This window comes from Rhodanobacter hydrolyticus (assembly GCF_044904645.1).
In genome coordinates this window covers 3,247,532-3,266,853 of sequence record NZ_JADIKK010000008.1, presented here as the reverse complement: position 1 = coordinate 3,266,853, position 19,322 = coordinate 3,247,532, and the positions used below count along the sequence as shown (strand labels likewise).

Genomic DNA, 19,322 nt, shown 5'->3' with positions numbered 1-19,322 from the left:
GGTCCTATATCGGGTCTGGAAAGGGGCGGAGTCGGGCGGCCATTCTAGCCGCAAGAGGATGCGCGGTCAGATGCCTTCGCAGGGCTGACCATCGCGCACGAAGGGATATTTCACCAGGCGTACGGGCAACTCGCGTCCGCGGATATCCACACGGACCGTGCCCGGCTCGCCGGCCGGGATGCGGGCGAAGGCGACGGCCTTCTCCAGCGTGGGCGCGAAGCTGCCGGAGAGGATTTCGCCCTCCCCGTTCGCGGTGAGCACTTTCTGGCCGTGGCGCAACACGCCCTTCTCGTCCAGCACCAGGCCCACCATCACGCGCTTCACGCCATCGGCCTTCTGCCTCTCCAGCGCGGCGCGACCGATGAAGTCGCGGCCTTCGTCCAGTGCAATGGTCCAGCCGAGATTGGCCTCCCACGGCGAAACGGTTTCGTCCATGTCCTGGCCATAGAGGTTCATGCCGGCCTCCAGGCGCAGCGTGTCGCGCGCGCCGAGGCCGGCCGGTACGACGCCTGCCGCAGCCAACGCTTCCCACAACGCCACGGCATGGGTGGCCGGCACGACGATTTCGAAGCCGTCCTCGCCGGTATAGCCAGTGCGCGCCACGAACAGCGGCATGCCATGCGGTCCTTGCGCCGCAGCGGCGGCGAACTTGCCGAGCTTTTCGATGCGCGGACGATCCACCTCGTGCAACAGGCCAAGCACCTTCGCGCGGGCGTTCGGACCCTGCACCGCGATCATCGCGAACTCGGGACGCTCCTTCACTTCCACACCGAAGGCCGCAGCCTGCTTCTCGATCCATGCCAGGTCCTTGGCGCGCGTGGCGGCGTTCACCACCAGGCGGTAGTGCTCGTCGCCCAGGAAGTACACGATCAGGTCGTCGATCACGCCGCCCTGCTCGTTGAGCATGCAGGTGTACAGCGCCTTGCCGTGCACCTTGAGCTTTTCCACGCTGTTGGCCACGAGGTGCCGCAGGAAATCCTTGGTGCGTGCACCGTGCAGGTCGATCACGGTCATGTGCGAGACGTCGAACATGCCGGCGTCGCGACGCACCGCGTGGTGCTCCTCGATCTGCGAGCCGTAGTTGATCGGCATGTCCCAGCCGCCGAAATCGACCATGCGTGCGCCCAGCGCGCGGTGGGTGGCATTGAGTACGGTCTTCTCGGTCATCGCGGTGGCGCTCTGCGGGGGAAAGAGACACCCATTATCCCCTGCGCGCGCAAGGCATTCCAAGCCATGGACTCAGTGCGCAGCCGTATCGACATGGCGGAAAGTGAGGTTGATGCGGGCTTCCGCCAGATTGCGCATGCGAGGCAGGTCATGTCGGCACAACCGCTGGGTAGCGCCGGCCATGCGTAACAGGCTGCCGTGCGGCAGCATCAGTTCGAAGGTATCGCCAAGCTGCACGGGTTCGCCGCGCGCACGGCGGCGGCGAAAGCGGAAGCGCCGCTCCGCCCCCAGGCTCAACGAAGCGATGACTGGCCGCGCGCCCAATTCCGGTTCGTCGTCGCTGTGCCAACCCATTGTGTCGTTGCCGTCGCGGTACAGGTTGGCCAGCATGCTGTTGAAGCGCGCACCGCAGGCCTGTTCGACGCGCGGCCGCAGAGCAGCCAACACCGCTGGCCATGGCCGAGGCTCGAAGCGGCTGCGCGAATAGGTGTAGGCAGCGCCCGGATCGCCGATCCAGCAACTCAGGCGCGGCGACGCGACTTCACGGCCGAACAGGCGGATGCGGTGGGTCTCCCAAGCAATGGCCTGCCGCAACTTCCCGAACAATGCATCCGCTTCGGCTGCGTCCAGCCACTGGGGCCACACATCCACATCGGCACCCGGCAAGGGGATGTGCTGCCAGCCGCTCATGGCCTAGACGGGATAATCGTCGTCCGCTGGCTCGATGATGCGCTCCAGCAGCTGTGCAGTCACCTGTTCCGCCAGCTGCTCGGCGCGCAGGCCCGCGGTTTGCAGGTGCACCTCGGGCGACTCCGGCTGCTCGTAGGGGGCGTCGATGCCGGTGAAATTGCGGATCTCGCCAGCACGTGCCTTGCGATACAGGCCTTTGGGGTCGCGCTGTTCGCATTCCGCCAGCGGCGTGTCCACGAATACCTCGACAAACTCGCCCTCGTCGAACAACTCGCGCACCGAACGCCGCTCGCTGCGGTAGGGCGAGATGGCGCTGACCAGCACGATCAGGCCGGCGTCCACCATCAGGTGCGCCACCTCGCCGATGCGGCGGATGTTTTCCACGCGGTCTTCGGGCGTAAAACCCAGGTCCTTGTTGATGCCATGGCGCACGTTGTCGCCGTCGAGCAGGTAGGTGTGGTGGCCCAGCGCATGCAGGCGCTTCTCCACCAGGTTCGCGATGGTGGACTTGCCCGCGCCGGACAGGCCGGTGAACCACAGGCACAACGGGCGCTGGCCCATGCTGCCGCCGCGCACCGACTTGTCCACGTCCACGTGCTGCCAATGCACGTTGGCGGAGCGCGTCAGCGCGAAGTCGATCATGCCGCAGGCCACGGTGGCGTTGCTCTGGCGGTCGATCAGGATGAAACCGCCCAGCGTGCGGTTGGTGGCGTAAGGCTCGAACGCGATCGCCTCGTCGAGGCCCACCGTGCAATAACCCACTTCGTTGAGCGACAGATGGCGTGCGGCGAGCTTCGCCTGCGTGTTCACGTCCACCTTGTGCTTGATCGACATCACCCGCGCGTTGACGGTGCGCGCGCCGATCTTCAGCCAGTAGGTGCGGTTGGGCAGCAGTGCGTTGTCGCCCAGCCATACCACGTGGCAGGCGAACTGGTCGGCTACCGGCACGGGGCGCAGCGCGTCGGCGACCACGTCGCCGCGGCTGGCGTCAAGCTCGCGGTCGAAGCACAGCGTGACCGCCTGCCCTTCACTCGCGCTCTCCAGGTCGCCGCTGGCCGTGACGATGCGGTCGATGCGCGCACGCTGCACGCCTGGCTGAACCAGCACTTCGTCGCCGCGCGACACGCGACCGCCGCAGATCGTACCGGCGTAGCCGCGGAAACTCTGGTCGGGCCGGTTCACCCATTGCACGGGCATGCGGAAATCCTCAGCGCGCGCGGGCGCGGCATCGGCAACCTCAAGCAATTCCAGCAAGGTCGGGCCCTGGTACCACGACAAGCGCTCGGAGCGCGCACCCACGTTGTCGCCGCCCGGAGCAATCACCGGCAGGCAATCGACCTTGGTGATGCCAAGCGTCTGCGCCAGTTCGCGATAAGCCTCGGTGATTCCGCGATAAACGGTTGCGTCGCAACCGACCAGGTCCATCTTGTTCACCGCCAACACCACCTGGCGGATGCCGAGCAGGCTGCATATGTAGGTGTGACGGCGCGTCTGCGGCAACAGGCCTTTACGTGCATCCACCAGCACCACGGCCAGGTCGGCGTTGGAAGCGCCAGTCGCCATGTTGCGCGTGTATTGCTCGTGTCCGGGGCAGTCGGCCACGATGAAACTGCGTCGCTCGGTATGGAAATAGCGCCACGCCACGTCGATGGTGATGCCCTGTTCGCGCTCGGCATCGAGACCATCGGTAAGCAGGGCGAAATCCAAGGCGGCGCCCGCCTCGGCGTGCAATTTGCGGCTGTCGCGTTCGAGCGCGGCGAGCTGATCGTCCGGCACCATGCCGGCGTCGTACAGCAGACGACCGAGCAGGGTGCTCTTGCCGTCGTCCACGCTGCCGCAGGTGATGAAGCGCAGCAGGCCCCGGGCGCGCTCGGCGCTGTTGGCGTTGGCGGCCATCAGAAATAGCCCTCCTGCTTCTTGCGCTCCATCGATGCCGTGGGATCGTGGTCGATCACGCGCCCCTGCCGCTCGGAGCTGCGCGACTCGGCCATCTCGTCGATGATCTCGTCCAGCGTGCCGGCGGTGGATTCCACCGCGCCAGTGAGCGGGTAGCAGCCCAGCGTGCGGAAGCGCACCGTGCGCATCTCCACCTTCTCGCCCTCGCGCAGGGCGAAGCGTTCGTCGTCCACCATGATCAGCGCACCGTCGCGCGCCACCACCGGGCGCGGCTTGGCGAAGTACAGCGGCACCACCGGAATGCCTTCGCGACGGATGTACTGCCACACGTCCATCTCGGTCCAGTTGGAGATCGGGAACACACGCACGCTCTCGCCCTTGCGGATCTGCGTGTTGAACGTGTGCCAGAACTCCGGACGCTGGTGCTTGGGATCCCAGCGGTGCTGTGCGTTGCGGAACGAGAACACGCGCTCCTTGGCGCGGGATTTTTCCTCGTCGCGCCGCGCACCGCCGATGGCCGCGTCGAACTGGTACTTGTCCAGCGCCTGCTTCAGCCCCTGCGTCTTCATCACGTCGGTGTGCACGGTGGCGCCATGGGTGAGCGGCGAGATGCCCTGCCGCACGCCATCCTCATTGATGTGCACCAGCACCTCGACATCGCCCTGCGCGGCCACCTCGTCGCGGAAGGCGATCATCTCGCGGAACTTCCAGGTGGTGTCCACGTGCAGCAAGGGGATCGGCGACTTCGCGGGATAGAACGCCTTGCGCAGCAGGTGCAGCAGTACCGAGGAATCCTTGCCGATGGAATAGAGCATCACCGGCCGGCGGAAGCTGGCCGCCACCTCGCGGAAGATATGGATGCTTTCGGCCTCGAGTTCGTCGAGATGATCGGTGCGCGGAGCTAAACGTGCGTTCATGGAATGCCGACTTCGGAAACGATATGCGGCCCGCCGCCGGACGGGCCGAACGGGCATCCTACGCGAGCATGGCCGATTGCCCAAACAACCAGGTTGGCTGGAAGCTGCACCAGACGGCATATAGCGCCAAAACACCGCCTGCAGGAGCGCACCCTGTGCGCGACGACTCCAGTGTCTGTCGAAGCCAAAAGCCATCGCGCAAGGGGGCGCACCTACAAAAGCGCGAACCTAGGTGTCAAACGATGGCCGGATAAGCAGGATCGGCATCCAGCGTGGCGGCGCACACCGCGGCCAGCTCCAGCAGGCGCAAATCCGAACCGCGCGCCCCCACCAGTTGCAGGCCCACCGGCATCCCGTTCGGCAGGATACCCATCGGGATGCTCACCGCGGGACACCCAGCAAGGCTGGCGAAACTGGTGAGGTCGGCATGGTTGCCGGGCTCCGTCCCAGCCAGCGGGAATGCACCGCATGGCGTGGTGGGCAGCACCAGCACGTCGATCTGCGAGAACAGCCGGCGCATCTTGAGCGTGGCCGCATCCAGCACACGGTCGGCCCTGGCGTAATCGGCCGCGCCCTTGCGTTCGGCGTAACTCAGCATCTCGCGGAAGCGCGGCGACGGCGGATGCGCCGCATCCTGCAAATCGTCCGCGAAGGTAACCAGCATCTCGGCCTCCATCAGCAGCAGGCCGGCACGACGGGTACGCGCAAAATCCCAGTCGGCGAAGTCCACGGTGCGGCGGCCGCCCAGCGCGTGCGCGAGTTTTTCCAGCGCCGTACCGAACAGTGCCGCCACGTCCGGCTGCACGCCGACCGCGGCGAGGTCGGGCAGCACACCGCTGCGCAGCTTGCCCGGCTCCCAGTCCGGCAGGTCCAGCGCTACGCGGCGGCGGCGCGAACGTGCGTCGTCGGCATCGTAGCCGGCCAGCACCTGCAGCAGCACGGTCAGGTCGGCCACGCTGCGCGCGAGCAAGCCCACCGCATCCAGCCGACGCGCCGCCGGCACCAGGCCGCGCGCGGAAATTTCGCCATGGGTAGGCTTGAGCGCGTATACCCCGCAGTAGCTGGCGGGTATGCGTATCGAGCCAAGGCTGTCCGAACCCACGGCCGCGGCGGCCAAGCCGGCGGCCACTGCCGCCGCGGCACCGCCCGAGGATCCACCCGCGCTCATACCCTGCTTCCACGGATTGTGGGTAGGACCGTAATGCGGGTTGTCGGTGGCTGCGCCTAACGCACCTTCGTCCATATTGGTCTTGCCCACCAGCACTGCACCCGAGGCGCGCAGCCGCGCCACCACGTGGGCATCGTCCGTCGCGGGCGCCCCGCGACCCGGCAGGCCGGCGCGGGTGGGCCAGCCGGCGATGTCGAGGTTGTCCTTGACCGCCACCGGAATGCCGTCCAGCCGGCCGATTACGCCATCGCGGCGGCGGTGCCCGGCGGTACGCGCCTGCTCATGCAACAAACCCGGGCTGAGGCCCACGTAAGCATTGAGTTGCGGATTGATGCGTTCGATCGCCTCGCCATAAGCCTCGGCCACGGCCTGGGGATTGATGCGTCCGATGGCCATCCAGTGCAACAGCTGGCACACGGTGGCGCGGCGCAGGTCCAGGTCGGTGATCGGCGGAAGCGAACTCATCGGCATCCCTTAGATATGCGCTCATCCATGAACGCGAAGATCAAGAAGCGGCCATCCGTGGCCGCACTCCTCAATTAAGCGTGACCGAATTATCGCCATCATTCGTGAAGCCTGCGCAAGCCCGGGGCGCCGGGTTTGCCGCGCAGCGCGCGAAACCGGACAATACCGCAATGCATGTGTCGCACTGGCGACACCGTCCACTGAAATGCCGGGGAAGCCATGAGCGAACGCGAAACCATGGAATACGACGTCGTCGTGGTCGGCGCCGGTCCGGCAGGACTGTCGTTCGCGATACGGCTTAAGCAGCTGCAGCCCGACACCACGGTGTGCGTGATCGAGAAGGCCTCGACCATCGGCGCGCAGATCCTCTCCGGCGCGGTGATCGAACCCGGCCCGCTGGACGCCCTGCTGCCCGGCTGGCGCGACAACCCGCCACCGATCTGCGTCCCTGCCACGGAAGACGAATTCTGGCTGCTGAGCAAGACCGGCGGCCGCAAGCTGCCGGTGCCGCCGGGCATGCACAACCACGGCAACTTCATCGTCTCGCTGGGTGCCATGTGCGCCTGGCTGGCACCGCAGGCCGAGGCGCTGGGTGTAGACGTGTTCCCCGGGTTCGCTGCTGCCGACACTGTCTTCAACGAGGACGGTTCCGTCGCCGGCGTGCGCATCGGCGACATGGGCGTGGCGAAGGACGGCTCGCACAAGCCCGGCTACACCCAGGGCATCGACATCAAGGCCAAGGTCACCGTGCTCGCGGAAGGCGCGCGCGGCAGCCTCACCAAGCAGCTGATCCAACGCTTCAAGCTCGATGCCGACAGCGACCCTCAGAGTTATTCCATCGGCATCAAGGAACTGTGGCAGGTACCCGTCGGCCGCGTCACGCCCGGCAAGATCGTGCACAGCTTCGGCTGGCCCGCCGACAGCCACACCTACGGCGGCAGCTTCCTCTACCACCTGGACAAGGACCGCATCGCGCTGGGCTACGTCAGCGGCCTCGACTACAGCGACCCGAACTACCAGCCGTGGGAAGCCTTCCAGCAGTGGAAGAACCATCCGCATGTGAAGGATCTGCTGGAGGGCGGCACCATCCTTTCGGCCGGTGCGCGCGCCATCGTCACCGGCGGCTGGCAGTCGCTGCCGAAGGTGGAGATGCCCGGCGCGCTGCTGATCGGCGATACCGCCGGCCTGCTCAACGTGCCCAAGATCAAGGGCACCCATCAAGCCATCCGCAGCGGCGTGCTGGCCGCCGAGCACCTCGCCGCCAACGGACTCGCCCCTGCCGGCTTCGATGCGAAGCTGCGCGGTTCCGAAGCCATGGCGGAACTGAAGAAGGTGCGCAACATCAAGCCCGCCTTCAAGAAGGGCCTGTGGTTCGGCTTGTTGAACGCCGCGTGGGAAACCGTCACCGGCGGCCGCTCGCCTTGGACGCTGAAGAACAAGGCCGACTGGTCGTCGCTGCACAAGCTCGGCCAGTGCGAGGAACCGAAGCGCGATTATGTGCAACCGCGCGAACTGCCGCCGCGCGACCGCCTCGCGGCGGTCTACTTCGCCGCCACCGAGCACGACGAGGACCAGCCCGTCCACCTGCACGTGGCCGACACCAGCGTGTGCGTGGACAAGTGCGCCACGGAATACGGCAACCCCTGCACACGCTTCTGCCCCGCCAACGTCTACGAGATCGTGCAGGACACCATGCCTGATGGGAGCAGGAGCAAGCGCCTGCAGATCAACGCCGCCAACTGCGTGCACTGCAAGACCTGCGACATCAAGGACCCGTACCAGATCATTAACTGGGTAACGCCGGAAGGCGGTTCGGGGCCGAACTACCAGAACCTGTGACCGCGCGACCTCGTCCGGCAACGGATAATCCACCGCCCTGCATCAACAAGGAAGCGACTCTGACCAGTACGATCTCGTGGCGACTAAAACGCCTGCATTACTTGCTGCAACGCTTGGGCGGCAGCGTGGCGCAGCGCGGTCTGCGCGGCACGATGGCACGCATCGCGCAGGAGTTCCGTCCGCGCAACACGACCGACGCGTCGTGGCAACTTGAACCGCTCGATACGCCTTTCGCGCCATTCGCGTTGCCGTGCAGCGAAACACCACGCGTCTCGGTGATCGTACCGATCCACGGCAAGTTGCCCTACACGCTGGCCTGCCTGCGCTCGATCGCCCGCCATGGCGCCGAGGCGGCGTTCGAGGTGATCGTGGTGGACGATGCCTCGCCCGATGAGAGCGTTGCCGTGCTGAGACGCGTCGATGGCCTGCGCCTGCTGCGCAACGAACGCAATCTCGGCTTCATAGGCAGTTGCAACGCCGGCGCCGCGGCGGCGCGCGGCGCGCACCTGCTGTTTCTCAACAACGATACCCAGGTGACACCGGGTTGGCTGGACCGCCTCCTCGACTGCTTCGCCGAGGAAACGGCCTGCGGCATCGCCGGTAGCCGGCTGGCGTACCCAGACGGCCGCCTGCAAGAGGCCGGAGGCATCGTGTATGCCGACGGCAGCGCATGGAACTACGGCCGCTTCGAGGATCGCGACGATCCGCGCTTCCTGTATCGCCGCGACGCGGACTATGTTTCCGGGGCGGCACTAATGATCGAGTCCACGTTGTTCCATGCTGTCGGTGGCTTCGACCAACGCTACGCCCCCGCCTACTGTGAAGACATGGATCTAGCTTTTGCAGTGCGGGCCGTCGGCCGACGTGTGCTCTACCAACCGGAAAGCCTGGTGGTGCACTGCGAGGGAATCAGCTCCGGGCTGGATCCGTTCGCCGGTGTGAAGCAATACCAGACCACCAACCGCACCACCTTCGTGGACAAATGGCAGGTTGCACTGCAGCGGCAGCCAGTGCCGCGCACACCGGTTGAGATAGCCATTCACCATGCACAGCGAGCTCACATCCTGATCGTCGATGCATTGACGCCGGATGCGGCTCGGGACTCTGGATCGCTGCGCCTGCTCAACATCATGCATCTGTTGCGTCAGCTCGGTTGGCGTGTCAGCTTCATGGCGGACAACCGCACCGCCACGCAGGACGAGATCGTGCGGTTGGGACGTGTCGGCGCTCACACGCTGTGCAAGCCATGGTCGCCCTCGTTGGCTGCATGGCTGCGCAGTGAGGGCATCACGTTGGATGCCGTGATGCTCTGTCGCCACTACGTGGCCGCTCCCAACCTCGATCTCGTGCGCCGGCTGGTGCCGCGCGCCAAGGTGCTGTTCGACACCGTGGACCTGCACTTTCTGCGCGAACAACGCGCTGCGGAACACACCGACAACAGCACGCTTGCTCGTCAGGCCGAGTTGTCGCGGCGTCGGGAACTGGCACTGATCCAGGCTTGCGACATCACTCTCGTCGTGAGCCCGGTCGAACATGCCCTGCTCACCCGGGAGCTGCCGGAAGCACGGATCGAACTGCTCTCCAATGTGCATGAAGTGTATGGGCGCAAAACTGGTTTCGCCCCACGCAGCGGACTGGTCTTCGTGGGCGGCTTCAACCATCCGCCAAACGAGGACGCGGTGCGCTGGCTGGTCGGCGAGATCTTTCCGCGCCTCCACGCACAACGGCCTGACATCGCGCTGCACCTGATCGGGGACATTCCCGAAACCGCGCGGCCGTCACTGGCTACGCCCGGCGTGCAGATCCACGGACGCGTAGCCGATCTCACGCCGTGGATGGAGGGTTGCCGCGTAGCGCTTGCCCCGTTGCGCTACGGTGCCGGCGTGAAGGGCAAGGTGAACATGGCAATGAGCCACGGTTTGCCGGTGGTCGCCACTGGCATCGCGGCCGAGGGCATGCAATTGCGCGACGGCGAAGAGATCCTGCTTGCCGATGATGCCGAGGGTTTCGTCGCTGCTGTGTTGCGGCTGCACGATGACGAGGCGCTGTGGCATCGCCTTTCGGAGCACGGACTGGACAACGTGCGCGAACACTTCTCCTTCGAGGCCGCGCGCGCCACATTGCACCGGATCCTGCCGCTCCCGGCAGACAGAGACTACAGCTCGCCCTGATCCTGTGGGCACCCCAACCATACGCATCCGCATGGAGTGCCGAATCAGGTTAGAATCGGGGTTTGCATGAACTTCGGGCGCTCCGCGGGGTGCCGTCAGTTGAGGAAGCACAGATGAAAATTCTGGTCGGCTACAAGCGCGTGGTGGACTACAACGTGCGTATCCAGGTCAAGCCCGACGGCACCGGCGTGGTGACCGACGGCGTAAAACTTTCCGCCAACCCGTTCGACGACATCGCGTTGGAAGAAGCCCTGCGCCTGCGCGAGAAAGGCATCGCCGAAGAAGTGGTGGTGGTGGGCATCGGCCCGGCCGACCTCACCGCGCACCTGCGCAACGGCCTGGCGATGGGCGCCAACCGTGCCATCCACGTCACCACTGCCGATGCCGTGCAGCCGCTCACCGCCGCGCGCGCCTTCCTCAAGCTGGTCGAGAAGGAGCAGCCGGGCCTGGTACTACTGGGCAAGCAGGCCATCGACGACGACGCCAACCAGACCGGCCAGATGCTGGCCGCGCTGTGGGACCGCCCGCAGGCCACCTTCGCCAGCAAGGTCGAGATCGCCGAAGGCAAAGCCACGGTGACGCGCGAAGTGGATGCAGGCCTCGAAACCATCGAAGTGGAACTGCCCGCCGTCGTCACCAGCGACCTGCGCCTGAACGAGCCACGCTTCATCAAGCTGCCGGACATCATGAAGGCCAAAAGCAAGCCCATCGATGTGGTCGAGCTGGCCTCACTGGGCGTCGACAGCGGCGACCATCTGAAGACCACCCACTATGCCGCACCACCCAAGCGCAGCAAGGGCGTGATGGTGAAGGACGCGACCGAACTGGTCGCGGCGCTGAAGCAGAAGGGTTTGCTGTAACACCACATCACCCGTAGGAACGGCTTCAACCGAGAACAACCGCGCGTATCGCAGCTGAAGCCGCCCCTGCTGAAAAGCAAGACTCAAGGAACCATGCCATGAGCAAGATTCTCGTCATCGCCGAACATCTGGACGGCAAGCTGAACTCCTCCACCGCCCGCGCCGTGACGGCCGCTGCCGCGGTGAAACCCGAAGCCGTCGACGTGCTGGTGCTGGCCGACAACGTCGCCGCGCTCGCCGTCGAGGCCGCCAAGATCGACGGCGTGAGCCGCGTGCTCACCGTCGAGCGCGCCGAGAATGCGCACCCGCTGGCCGCCGTGCTGGCGCCGCAGATCGCCAAGGCTGCCGCAGGCTACAGCCATGTATTCGCGCCCTCCACCACTTTCGGCAAGGACGTGACACCGCGCGTTGCCGCTTTACTCGGCGTAGCCCAGGTCAGTGATGTGATGAGCGTGGAAGGCGCACATACTTTCAAGCGGCCAATCTACGCAGGCAACGCCATCGTCACCGTCGAAGCCGAACCGTCGCATCCCGTGGTCGCCACCATCCGCACTGCGTCGTGGCCGGCTGCCGCGACGGGCACGAACAACGCATCGATCGAAGCGATAACGTTGGACATGACCCTGCCCGCCCACACCCGCTACGTCGGCCTGCAGTCGGGCAAGAGCGATCGCCCCGACCTGCAAAGCGCCAGCAAGGTGGTCTCCGGCGGCCGCGGCGTGGGCTCGAAGGAAAACTTCGACATCATCTTCAAGCTCGCCGACAAGCTCGGCGCTGCAGTGGGTGCCTCGCGCGCCGCGGTGGACGCCGGCTACGTACCCAGCGACCTGCAGGTGGGTCAGACCGGCAAGATCATCGCCCCCGAGCTGTACATGGCCATCGGCATCTCCGGCGCCATCCAGCACCTCACCGGCATCAAGGACGCGGGCACCATCGTCGCCATCAACAAGGATGGCGAGGCGCCAATCTTCGAGGTGGCGGATTTCGGACTGGTGGGGGATCTGTTCAAATTGATTCCAGAGCTGGAACAGTCACTTGGTTGAGTTTGGCTACAAAGCACCTACCTAGTGCCGCACGGTATCGGGCTGACTCGGGATTGACGACTTACCTACCCGATTGTTGACGCTGCCCGATCTGTCACCAATCCCCGTCAACACCGCGCTGGATGGTGCTGCGATGCATGGCATCGTCTGCGACGGCTCGCTAGAAGGAGCCCTGATGAGACAATGCCTGCATTGCGGACATCCCTTCTCCGCACCTTTACACACGACGGCGTGTCCTGCCTGTGGCGCAGCCGTGACGTTGCTTGATGGCATACCCTGCTATGCACCCGAGCTCGCACGCGAATCCCCCGGGTTCAAGGCAGAGCACTTCGCCAAACTAGCTGCCGTGGAAGACGGCCATTTCTGGTTCCGCGCCAGGAACGAGCTGATCGTCCATGTGCTGCGTCGGTATTTCCCGCATGCTCGCAGCATGTTGGAGATTGGCTGCGGCACCGGTTACGTGCTGCGCGAGGTAACAGATAAGCTACCGCAATTACGCGTATGCGGCAGTGAGATCTTTCTCGAGGGGCTGTCCTTTGCCTCGCGGCGAGTTCCTGTCGCGGACCTGTTCCAGATGGATGCGCAACGGGTCCCGTTTGTCGAAGAATTTGATCTGATTGGCGCGTTCGACGTCGTCGAACACATTGCCGACGACATGCGGGTGCTGCGCGAGATCCATCATGCCCTTATGCCTGGCGGCGGCGCCATCTTTACAGTGCCTCAACACCCATGGCTCTGGAGCGCACAAGACGAACACGCCTGTCACCAGCGTCGTTATCGTCGCAGCGAACTGGCAAACAAACTTCGAACCATAGGTTTCCGAGTGGTGTTCTCCACTTCCTTCGTCAGCCTACTATTACCGCTGCTTGCAGCTTCACGCTGGCGCAGGCAAACGTTGGATGCTGACGGCGAAGCATCTACCAGCGAATTCGGACTGTCGCCTCTGCTCAACTCATCGCTTTACGGCGCGCTATGCTTGGAACGTTGGCTGATCCAAATCGGCCTGCGCTTCCCCGCAGGTGGCACCCGGCTGATTGCGGCGGTAAAGACAGCTCCACAATAAAGCCCGTCGACGACCCCCACGCTGTTTGCCGATATGCACCCAATCCACGCGCTACCATCGAACGGCATTGCTACAATATGCCCATTCTTACATCGACACCGGTGACGTCACCGCTCGCGCGCAGGAGAACATGGACGCCACCCCGAATTTGTCGATCGTCGTTCCCGTCTATCGTGCTCACAGCTCCTTGACCGAACTGTGCAGGCGCCTGATAGCCATCTGCCGGGAAAACTTCCCATCGTTCGAGATCCTGCTGGTGGAGGATTGCGGCGGTGATGACTCCTGGTCACTGATCCAACAACTGGCCAAGGTTCATTCCGAACTACGCGGCATCCAACTGAGCCGCAATTTCGGGCAGCACGCGGCCACGCTCTGCGGCATCGCGCAAGCGCGGGGCGAATGGATCGCTACCATCGACGACGACCTCGAGCACCCTCCCGAGTCCCTGCCCGCTATGATGGCGAAGGCATGCGAAGGCTATGATCTCGTGTACGGAGTATTTCCCGAGCGCAGCCACCATTGGTGGCGAAACCTCACGTCAAACGTGGCGCGCCGACTGTTCCGCACAGCCATCCCGTCTCTTAACTATGATTACACCAGCCTGCGCCTCATCCGTGGCTCCATCGCGCGCGCGCTAGTCACATTCGATTCCCCATTTCCGTTCGTGGACGGCTACTTGTCCTGGCTGACGAATCGCTATGCGAAAGTGGATGTTCCGCACTTCGACCGCGCCCACGGCTCTAGCAACTACACCACACGCAAGCTCGTGCTGCACACGCTCAACATCCTGGTCACTTTCTCCGACCTGCCGCTGCGCCTAGCATCCTGGCTGGGTATATTGAGCTCGCTCGTCGGCTTCGCGTGGCTGGTCTCGATCGTGGTGGAAAGGGTGGTAGGGCACATCACCGCCTCCGGTTATGCGTCGTTGATGGCTGGCATCGTGTTCTTTGGTGGACTGCAACTGCTAGTGCTTGGAGTCGTCGGCCAATATATCGGGCGGATCAATTTCAAGTCCTCGCGCAAGCCCCTGTTCCTAATCGCTCACGACACCAGCTCATCATGAAACTGCTGATCTTGGGATCGCGTGACTTCGCGCAAACGGTGGTAGCGCTGACACTGGATTGCGGGCACGAACCCTGCGGTTTCGTCGACGACTTCCATAAGGACGGCGAGATCATCGGTGACTCCGACAGCATCCAACACAGCCATCCGCCTCACGACTTCGGCGTAGCCATAGCCATCGGCTACAACAATTTGCCCGCACGTTGGCATGCCTGGCAAAAGCTGCAACGAGCCGGATATGCGGCCCCAGCCTTGATTCATCCACGCGCTTATGTAGCGAGTGGCGCACAACTGGGCGACGGTACGATGGTGATGGCAGGCGCAATCGTCGATGTACGAGCATGTCTCGGCGAGATCGTGGTGGCATGGCCGGGTGCCTGTGTGAACCACGATGCGCGCATTGGCTCCAATAGTTTCCTGTCACCCAATGCAACAATCTGCGGACATGCGCAGATCGGCGCTTCATGCTTTATCGGTGCCGCGGCTGCAATTGTCGATCACGCCGACGTGCCGGACGATACATTCGTGCCAATGAGTGGTCGCTGGAACCATCGCTGCGTCGGGGCCCGGACATGACTGGCTGCAGCCACCGTGTAGCGGTGATTCAATCCAGTTACCTGCCGTGGAAGGGCTATTTCGACATCATGCATGATGTAGACGAGTTCATCTTCTACGACGACGTGCAGTTCACCAAGAGCGATTGGCGTACGCGCAATCGCATCAAGACATCGCAGGGCCTACAGTGGCTGAGCGTGCCTGCTGGGCCTGACATCCGCCGACTGATCTGCGAAGTGGTGCTGAACGATCCAGCCTGGCAGGCGAAGCATTGGCGCAGCATTTGCCAAAATTATTCCAAAGCACCCTATTTTTCGGTGTACCGCGAATTCTTCGAGGATTTCTATCTCGGTGCAAGGTGGTCATCACTATCCACGATGAACCAACATCTGATCAGGCGCATCGCCACTGATCTGCTTGGCATCACCACGGCATTTCGCGACTCGCGTGAACTCGCAGCGCAGGGACAGCGACTTGATCGCCTGCTGGATCTGCTGCGCAAGGTCAACGCTACCGCATACGTGTCCGGACCAGCAGCGAAGGATTACATAGACCCCGCGTATTTCGAAGAATTGGGTATCGAATTGTCCTACAAGGACTATTCGGATTACCCCGCATATCCGCAGTCGCATCCTCCTTTCGAGCATGCAGTGAGTATCATCGACCTGATCTTCAACACTGGCCCGCAGGCGCCCGAATACATCTGGGGGCATCGCAGCAAGAGCGTCGAAGTCAAATCCGCCCATACAAGGCAAGCATGAGTATTCCGTTCAACCGTCCCTATCTCGTCGGCCGGGAACTGGACAACATCGCCCAGGCGCATACCAATGGACAGCTGTCCGGTGATGGCGTTTTCACCCGTCACTGCCACACCTGGCTAGAGCAGCGCATCGGCACGCGAAAGGCCCTGCTTACGCACTCCTGCACAGCTGCACTTGAAATGGCGGCGATCCTGCTGGATCTGCAACCCGGTGACGAGGTCATCATGCCCTCGTTCACCTTTGTTTCGACTGCCAACGCTTTCGTACTGCGCGGCGCAGTACCGGTATTCGTGGATATCCGTCCTGATACGCTGAACATCGACGAGACGCTAATCGAATCTGCCATAACAGCACACACCCGCGCTATCTGCGTGGTGCATTACGCGGGCGTAGCCTGCGAGATGGATACGATCATGGCTATCGCCGCCCGGCACGGCCTGAAAGTGGTCGAGGATGCCGCCCAGGCCATCTTCTCCAGCTACAAAGGACGCGCTCTGGGCAGCATCGGTGATCTTGCAGCCTTGAGTTTCCATGAGACCAAGAACGTGATTGCCGGTGAAGGCGGCGCGCTATTGGTGAACGACCCTGCAATGACGGAGCGTGCCGAGGTCATTCGCGAGAAAGGCACCAACCGCAGCAAATTCTTCCGCGGCCACGTGGACAAATACACCTGGGTCGACATCGGCTCGTCTTACCTACCGAGCGAGCTGATCGCGGCCTTTCTGGCTGCCCAACTTGAGGACGCGGACACCATCACCGCGCGACGCCTCGCGATATGGGATCACTACCATGCCTGGGCCGCTCCGCTGGAGGCACGCGGACTGCTGCGCCGCCCGATCATTCCACCCGATTGTCGGCACAACGCGCACATGTACCATCTACTGTTGAACGATCTGTCTACGCGCACTCGCTTCATCGAGTCCATGAAAGCCGAGGGCATCGGCGTGGTATTCCACTACATCCCTCTGCACAGTTCCCCGGCTGGTCGGCGCTATGCGCGCACTCATGGCGCACTGCAGCATACGGATGCCGTCAGCGACCGGCTAGTCCGACTGCCAATGTGGGTTGGATTGGAACCACACCAGGATCACGTTATGCGGATCGCCAGTGACTTCCTCTCAGGTTTGTAGGTCGATAGCGATCCACTGCCCGCGGATTGGCCAACCCTCATGCCCAACCCACCAATGCGCAGCATGCTGAGCCTGAGACACCTGCGGCACCTGTTGGCAGCCCTGATCCTGATCGCATCTGTAGCCATCACTATCCAGTCATTCGATTGGCGCATGGTGACGCACTCCCTGCGGCAGCTAAACGTTGGTGTTCTGTTTGGCGGCGGCCTGCCCGTGCTTGCAACCATCTTCGCACTGCGCGGCTGGCGCTGGCTAATCGTGCTTGGAATCCCCTTCAACCGCGCTCGGTTCTGGCGCTCGTTCTGCGCCAACGGTACGGCAGCCGGGTTGGCCTCATTGACCCCACTCCAACTCGGCGAAATCGTCAAGATCAGGATGATTCCCGATCATCATGGCAGTGCGTGGCGCCTTGGTGTTTCCGGCTTTTTCATAGAACGCATGCTGGATCTGTGCGGTATGCTTGGCCTCGGTCTGCACGGACTAATGGCGCATTTCGGTTGGCATTGGATGGCACCTCTCGCGCTTGCACTCCCTCTAGTTGGCGCAGCGTGTCTCAGCTTGCTTTCCTCCCAAATCGCGCACCTACCGCAACGCGTGCGCCACTACGCCGCAGCACTGCGCCACACGCGCCGTGTGGTTCTGGCGGCTGCGCTGACGGTCTTCATCTGGCTGCTGTACGCAGGACTGTGGTGGATCGCCGCCATGTCCATGCATGTCATGCTAAATTTTGATCGGATTTCGCTGCTCTTGGGCAGCGTCATGTTAGCGGTGGTCGTCAGCATGACGCCCGGGGGCTTGGGTGTATCCGAACTCGGCAGCCGCGGCATCATGCTCTGGCTAGGTGCATCCGCCGCGGAAGCGGAAACAACGGCCATTGCGATACGTCTGCTCACGCCGTTGATCGCACTCGCCGGCCTTGCATGCCTGCTGCCGCTGCTACGAAGACGCCGTGCACGGATCCCAATCGGTTAACCACCGACGTCAGGCAGATAGATCTTCAGCTGCGGCTCGTCCGGCGGCGAGGCAATCCTGCGATAGTGCGCTTCGATATAGCTCCAGATCCGCTGATGCGTATGCGCATAGCGCAACCGCTCATCGCTATCCACACCGATATCGTTAAGAATTATCAAGGCCGGACTGGCTTGTCGCAAACGGGCGATCTCCTGCTCCTGAAACTCGTCGTTTCGCGGCAGCAGCGGATAGATCTCGTATACAGGCGATCTGACGCCGAGCAAGGCATAGGCCCCCGGCCATACCGGCACCGACAGGATCGTCTTTCCGGGTGGGACGTATCGGCGCGCCAATTCTTCGATGTCCGCCACCGAAGTCGCCGCCGAAGGATTCATCCACAGGATGTCGCCACCCACATCGAGCTGTCGCCAGCCACCTTCGATACGCATTGCATAAGCCGGATGCAACGGCAAGATGATCCACGACGTGCCGGCAGCCAGCAACGGCAACCCGATCCAGGCAAATCCCCTTCGCACGCGTGCATGATAAGGCCACACCAGCAATCCCAGCAGACACGGTAGGATCGCTTGCGCCAAATGCGAGACATCGGCCCGCGCAAACGCCACGTTCAAGTAGGGAATCGCGGTGGCCACGCACGCCACGAACTGCGGTTGCGCGAGCTCGCGCCTGCTACATGCACCACGCAAGGCTCGCGCGACACCTGCCACACAGAACAACGGCAGCCCGACGAAGCAGCACCCAATGAGCGACGGTCGAATCAATGTCGACAGCGACTGATGCGCCATTACCACAGTCCACGGCCACGGCACCGGTAACGGCAGATCGGTACCTTTGTACTCGAACAACAAGAAACGAATGCTGTCCCAGAAAGCCACCGCGAAACTGCGGTTGAACACGATCGCCAACAGCACCGGAGAAAAACCCAACGCGACTCCGGCAATCCATGCAGGGATGCAGCGGCGCCAAATGGGCTTCGCGGCAAACACTAGTACTGGCGTCGCCAGTAGGCAGGCCAGCACACCGTACATGCCATGATTGCGCCCAAAGACCGCCGCCAGTCCGACAACCATGCCGTGCTGAAAAAAACGCCCTGCGATAGGAAGCACCAGCACTCTAGCCAGACTGGCTGTCAGGATGATCGAAATGGCCGCATCGTAACCCTTCCACCATGGCACCATCCACAGCAGGCATAGCGCCATCGCGAATGCGCACAGAGCAAGCCGTGCGACGCCTCGACAGATGGATCCGCGCCATACCAATATGCCTGCAGCCACGACGCCCAATGCAGAGAAGGCTGCGGTGGCAGCACGCACGACCACGAGATCTTCATCGTGAAAAATCCGCAACCACGCTGCCGCCCAGTAATAACGGCCCGGGTCGTAGGACATGAAGTCCCGGATCGGTACTTCACCGTGCAATACGCGCTGCACGCCGTACCACAGGTATCCCTCGTCCCAAAGGTTGAAACCGGTGTGCCCTTCCGCAAGGAAAGCCAATAGGCACATGACAATTCCGAGCGCCACTATGACCGCCAGCGCGGACCAACTTACGCGTGGCATCCAA

The 19,322-nt window shown here is 63.3% G+C and carries 16 protein-coding genes; 10 read left to right on the top strand and 6 right to left on the bottom strand.

The annotated features are described in order from the left end of the window. Positions 1–66: 66 nt before the first annotated feature. The 5 genes from gcvT to ISP25_RS17225 form a co-directional block, all read right to left on the bottom strand. Positions 67–1,167 carry a glycine cleavage system aminomethyltransferase GcvT gene (gene gcvT, locus ISP25_RS17245; RefSeq protein ID WP_404615635.1) on the bottom strand — a complete coding sequence of 367 codons (1,101 nt, stop codon included), beginning with the start codon at positions 1,165–1,167 and terminating at the stop codon, positions 67–69. A gap of 72 nt (positions 1,168–1,239) precedes the next feature. Beyond that, positions 1,240–1,857, bottom strand: coding sequence for an alpha-ketoglutarate-dependent dioxygenase AlkB family protein (locus ISP25_RS17240; RefSeq protein ID WP_404615633.1), 618 nt, complete (start codon positions 1,855–1,857; stop codon positions 1,240–1,242). Positions 1,858–1,860: 3 nt separating this feature from the next. Then, the gene (gene cysC, locus ISP25_RS17235) at positions 1,861–3,753 is read right to left on the bottom strand and encodes an adenylyl-sulfate kinase (protein ID WP_404615631.1); all 1,893 of its coding nucleotides are present in this window, start codon (positions 3,751–3,753) and stop codon (positions 1,861–1,863) included. Then, positions 3,753–4,670, bottom strand: a complete 918-nt coding sequence (gene cysD / locus ISP25_RS17230) for a sulfate adenylyltransferase subunit CysD (RefSeq protein WP_404615629.1) — start codon at positions 4,668–4,670, stop codon at positions 3,753–3,755. The genes cysC and cysD overlap by 1 nt, the downstream gene beginning before the upstream one ends. Positions 4,671–4,905: 235 nt before the next feature. Continuing rightward, positions 4,906–6,303 (bottom strand): amidase, encoded by a 1,398-nt coding sequence (locus ISP25_RS17225; RefSeq protein WP_404615627.1) that lies wholly within the window; start codon positions 6,301–6,303, stop codon positions 4,906–4,908. A 219-nt stretch (positions 6,304–6,522) separates the two neighbouring features. Here ISP25_RS17225 and ISP25_RS17220 point away from each other — a divergent pair, with 219 nt between their 5' ends. From ISP25_RS17220 to ISP25_RS17175, 10 genes are all read left to right on the top strand, one after another. Continuing rightward, positions 6,523–8,142, top strand: a complete 1,620-nt coding sequence (locus ISP25_RS17220) for an electron transfer flavoprotein-ubiquinone oxidoreductase (protein WP_404615625.1) — start codon at positions 6,523–6,525, stop codon at positions 8,140–8,142. Positions 8,143–8,243: 101 nt separating this feature from the next. Beyond that, positions 8,244–10,313 carry a glycosyltransferase gene (locus ISP25_RS17215; protein WP_404615624.1) on the top strand — a complete coding sequence of 690 codons (2,070 nt, stop codon included), beginning with the start codon at positions 8,244–8,246 and terminating at the stop codon, positions 10,311–10,313. Positions 10,314–10,426: 113 nt separating this feature from the next. Beyond that, the gene (locus ISP25_RS17210) at positions 10,427–11,173 is read left to right on the top strand and encodes an electron transfer flavoprotein subunit beta/FixA family protein (RefSeq protein ID WP_404615622.1); all 747 of its coding nucleotides are present in this window, start codon (positions 10,427–10,429) and stop codon (positions 11,171–11,173) included. Between the two features lie 98 nt (positions 11,174–11,271). After that, positions 11,272–12,216, top strand: a complete 945-nt coding sequence (locus ISP25_RS17205) for an electron transfer flavoprotein subunit alpha/FixB family protein (protein ID WP_404615620.1) — start codon at positions 11,272–11,274, stop codon at positions 12,214–12,216. 253 nt (positions 12,217–12,469) lie between these two features. Continuing rightward, positions 12,470–13,279 carry a class I SAM-dependent methyltransferase gene (locus tag ISP25_RS17200; RefSeq protein WP_404615618.1) on the top strand — a complete coding sequence of 270 codons (810 nt, stop codon included), beginning with the start codon at positions 12,470–12,472 and terminating at the stop codon, positions 13,277–13,279. A 130-nt stretch (positions 13,280–13,409) separates the two neighbouring features. Further along, positions 13,410–14,342: a glycosyltransferase family 2 protein gene (locus ISP25_RS17195; RefSeq protein WP_404615616.1), complete on the top strand. Its 933-nt coding sequence runs from the start codon at positions 13,410–13,412 to the stop codon at positions 14,340–14,342. After that, positions 14,339–14,917: a PglD-related sugar-binding protein gene (locus tag ISP25_RS17190; protein ID WP_404615614.1), complete on the top strand. Its 579-nt coding sequence runs from the start codon at positions 14,339–14,341 to the stop codon at positions 14,915–14,917. The genes ISP25_RS17195 and ISP25_RS17190 overlap by 4 nt, the downstream gene beginning before the upstream one ends. Next, positions 14,914–15,657, top strand: a complete 744-nt coding sequence (locus ISP25_RS17185; RefSeq protein ID WP_404615612.1) for a WbqC family protein — start codon at positions 14,914–14,916, stop codon at positions 15,655–15,657. The genes ISP25_RS17190 and ISP25_RS17185 overlap by 4 nt, the downstream gene beginning before the upstream one ends. Further along, positions 15,654–16,787: a dTDP-4-amino-4,6-dideoxygalactose transaminase gene (rffA, locus tag ISP25_RS17180; RefSeq protein ID WP_404615610.1), complete on the top strand. Its 1,134-nt coding sequence runs from the start codon at positions 15,654–15,656 to the stop codon at positions 16,785–16,787. The genes ISP25_RS17185 and rffA overlap by 4 nt, the downstream gene beginning before the upstream one ends. A gap of 39 nt (positions 16,788–16,826) precedes the next feature. Beyond that, positions 16,827–17,759 carry a lysylphosphatidylglycerol synthase transmembrane domain-containing protein gene (locus ISP25_RS17175; protein ID WP_404615608.1) on the top strand — a complete coding sequence of 311 codons (933 nt, stop codon included), beginning with the start codon at positions 16,827–16,829 and terminating at the stop codon, positions 17,757–17,759. On the opposite strand, the gene ISP25_RS17170 is transcribed toward ISP25_RS17175, so the two are convergent. After that, on the bottom strand, positions 17,756–19,264 hold the full coding sequence (locus ISP25_RS17170; protein WP_404615606.1) for a hypothetical protein: 1,509 nt from the start codon (positions 19,262–19,264) through the stop codon (positions 17,756–17,758). The two genes, ISP25_RS17175 and ISP25_RS17170, sit on opposite strands and share 4 nt — an antisense overlap. Between the last annotated feature and the right edge of the window lie 58 nt (positions 19,265–19,322).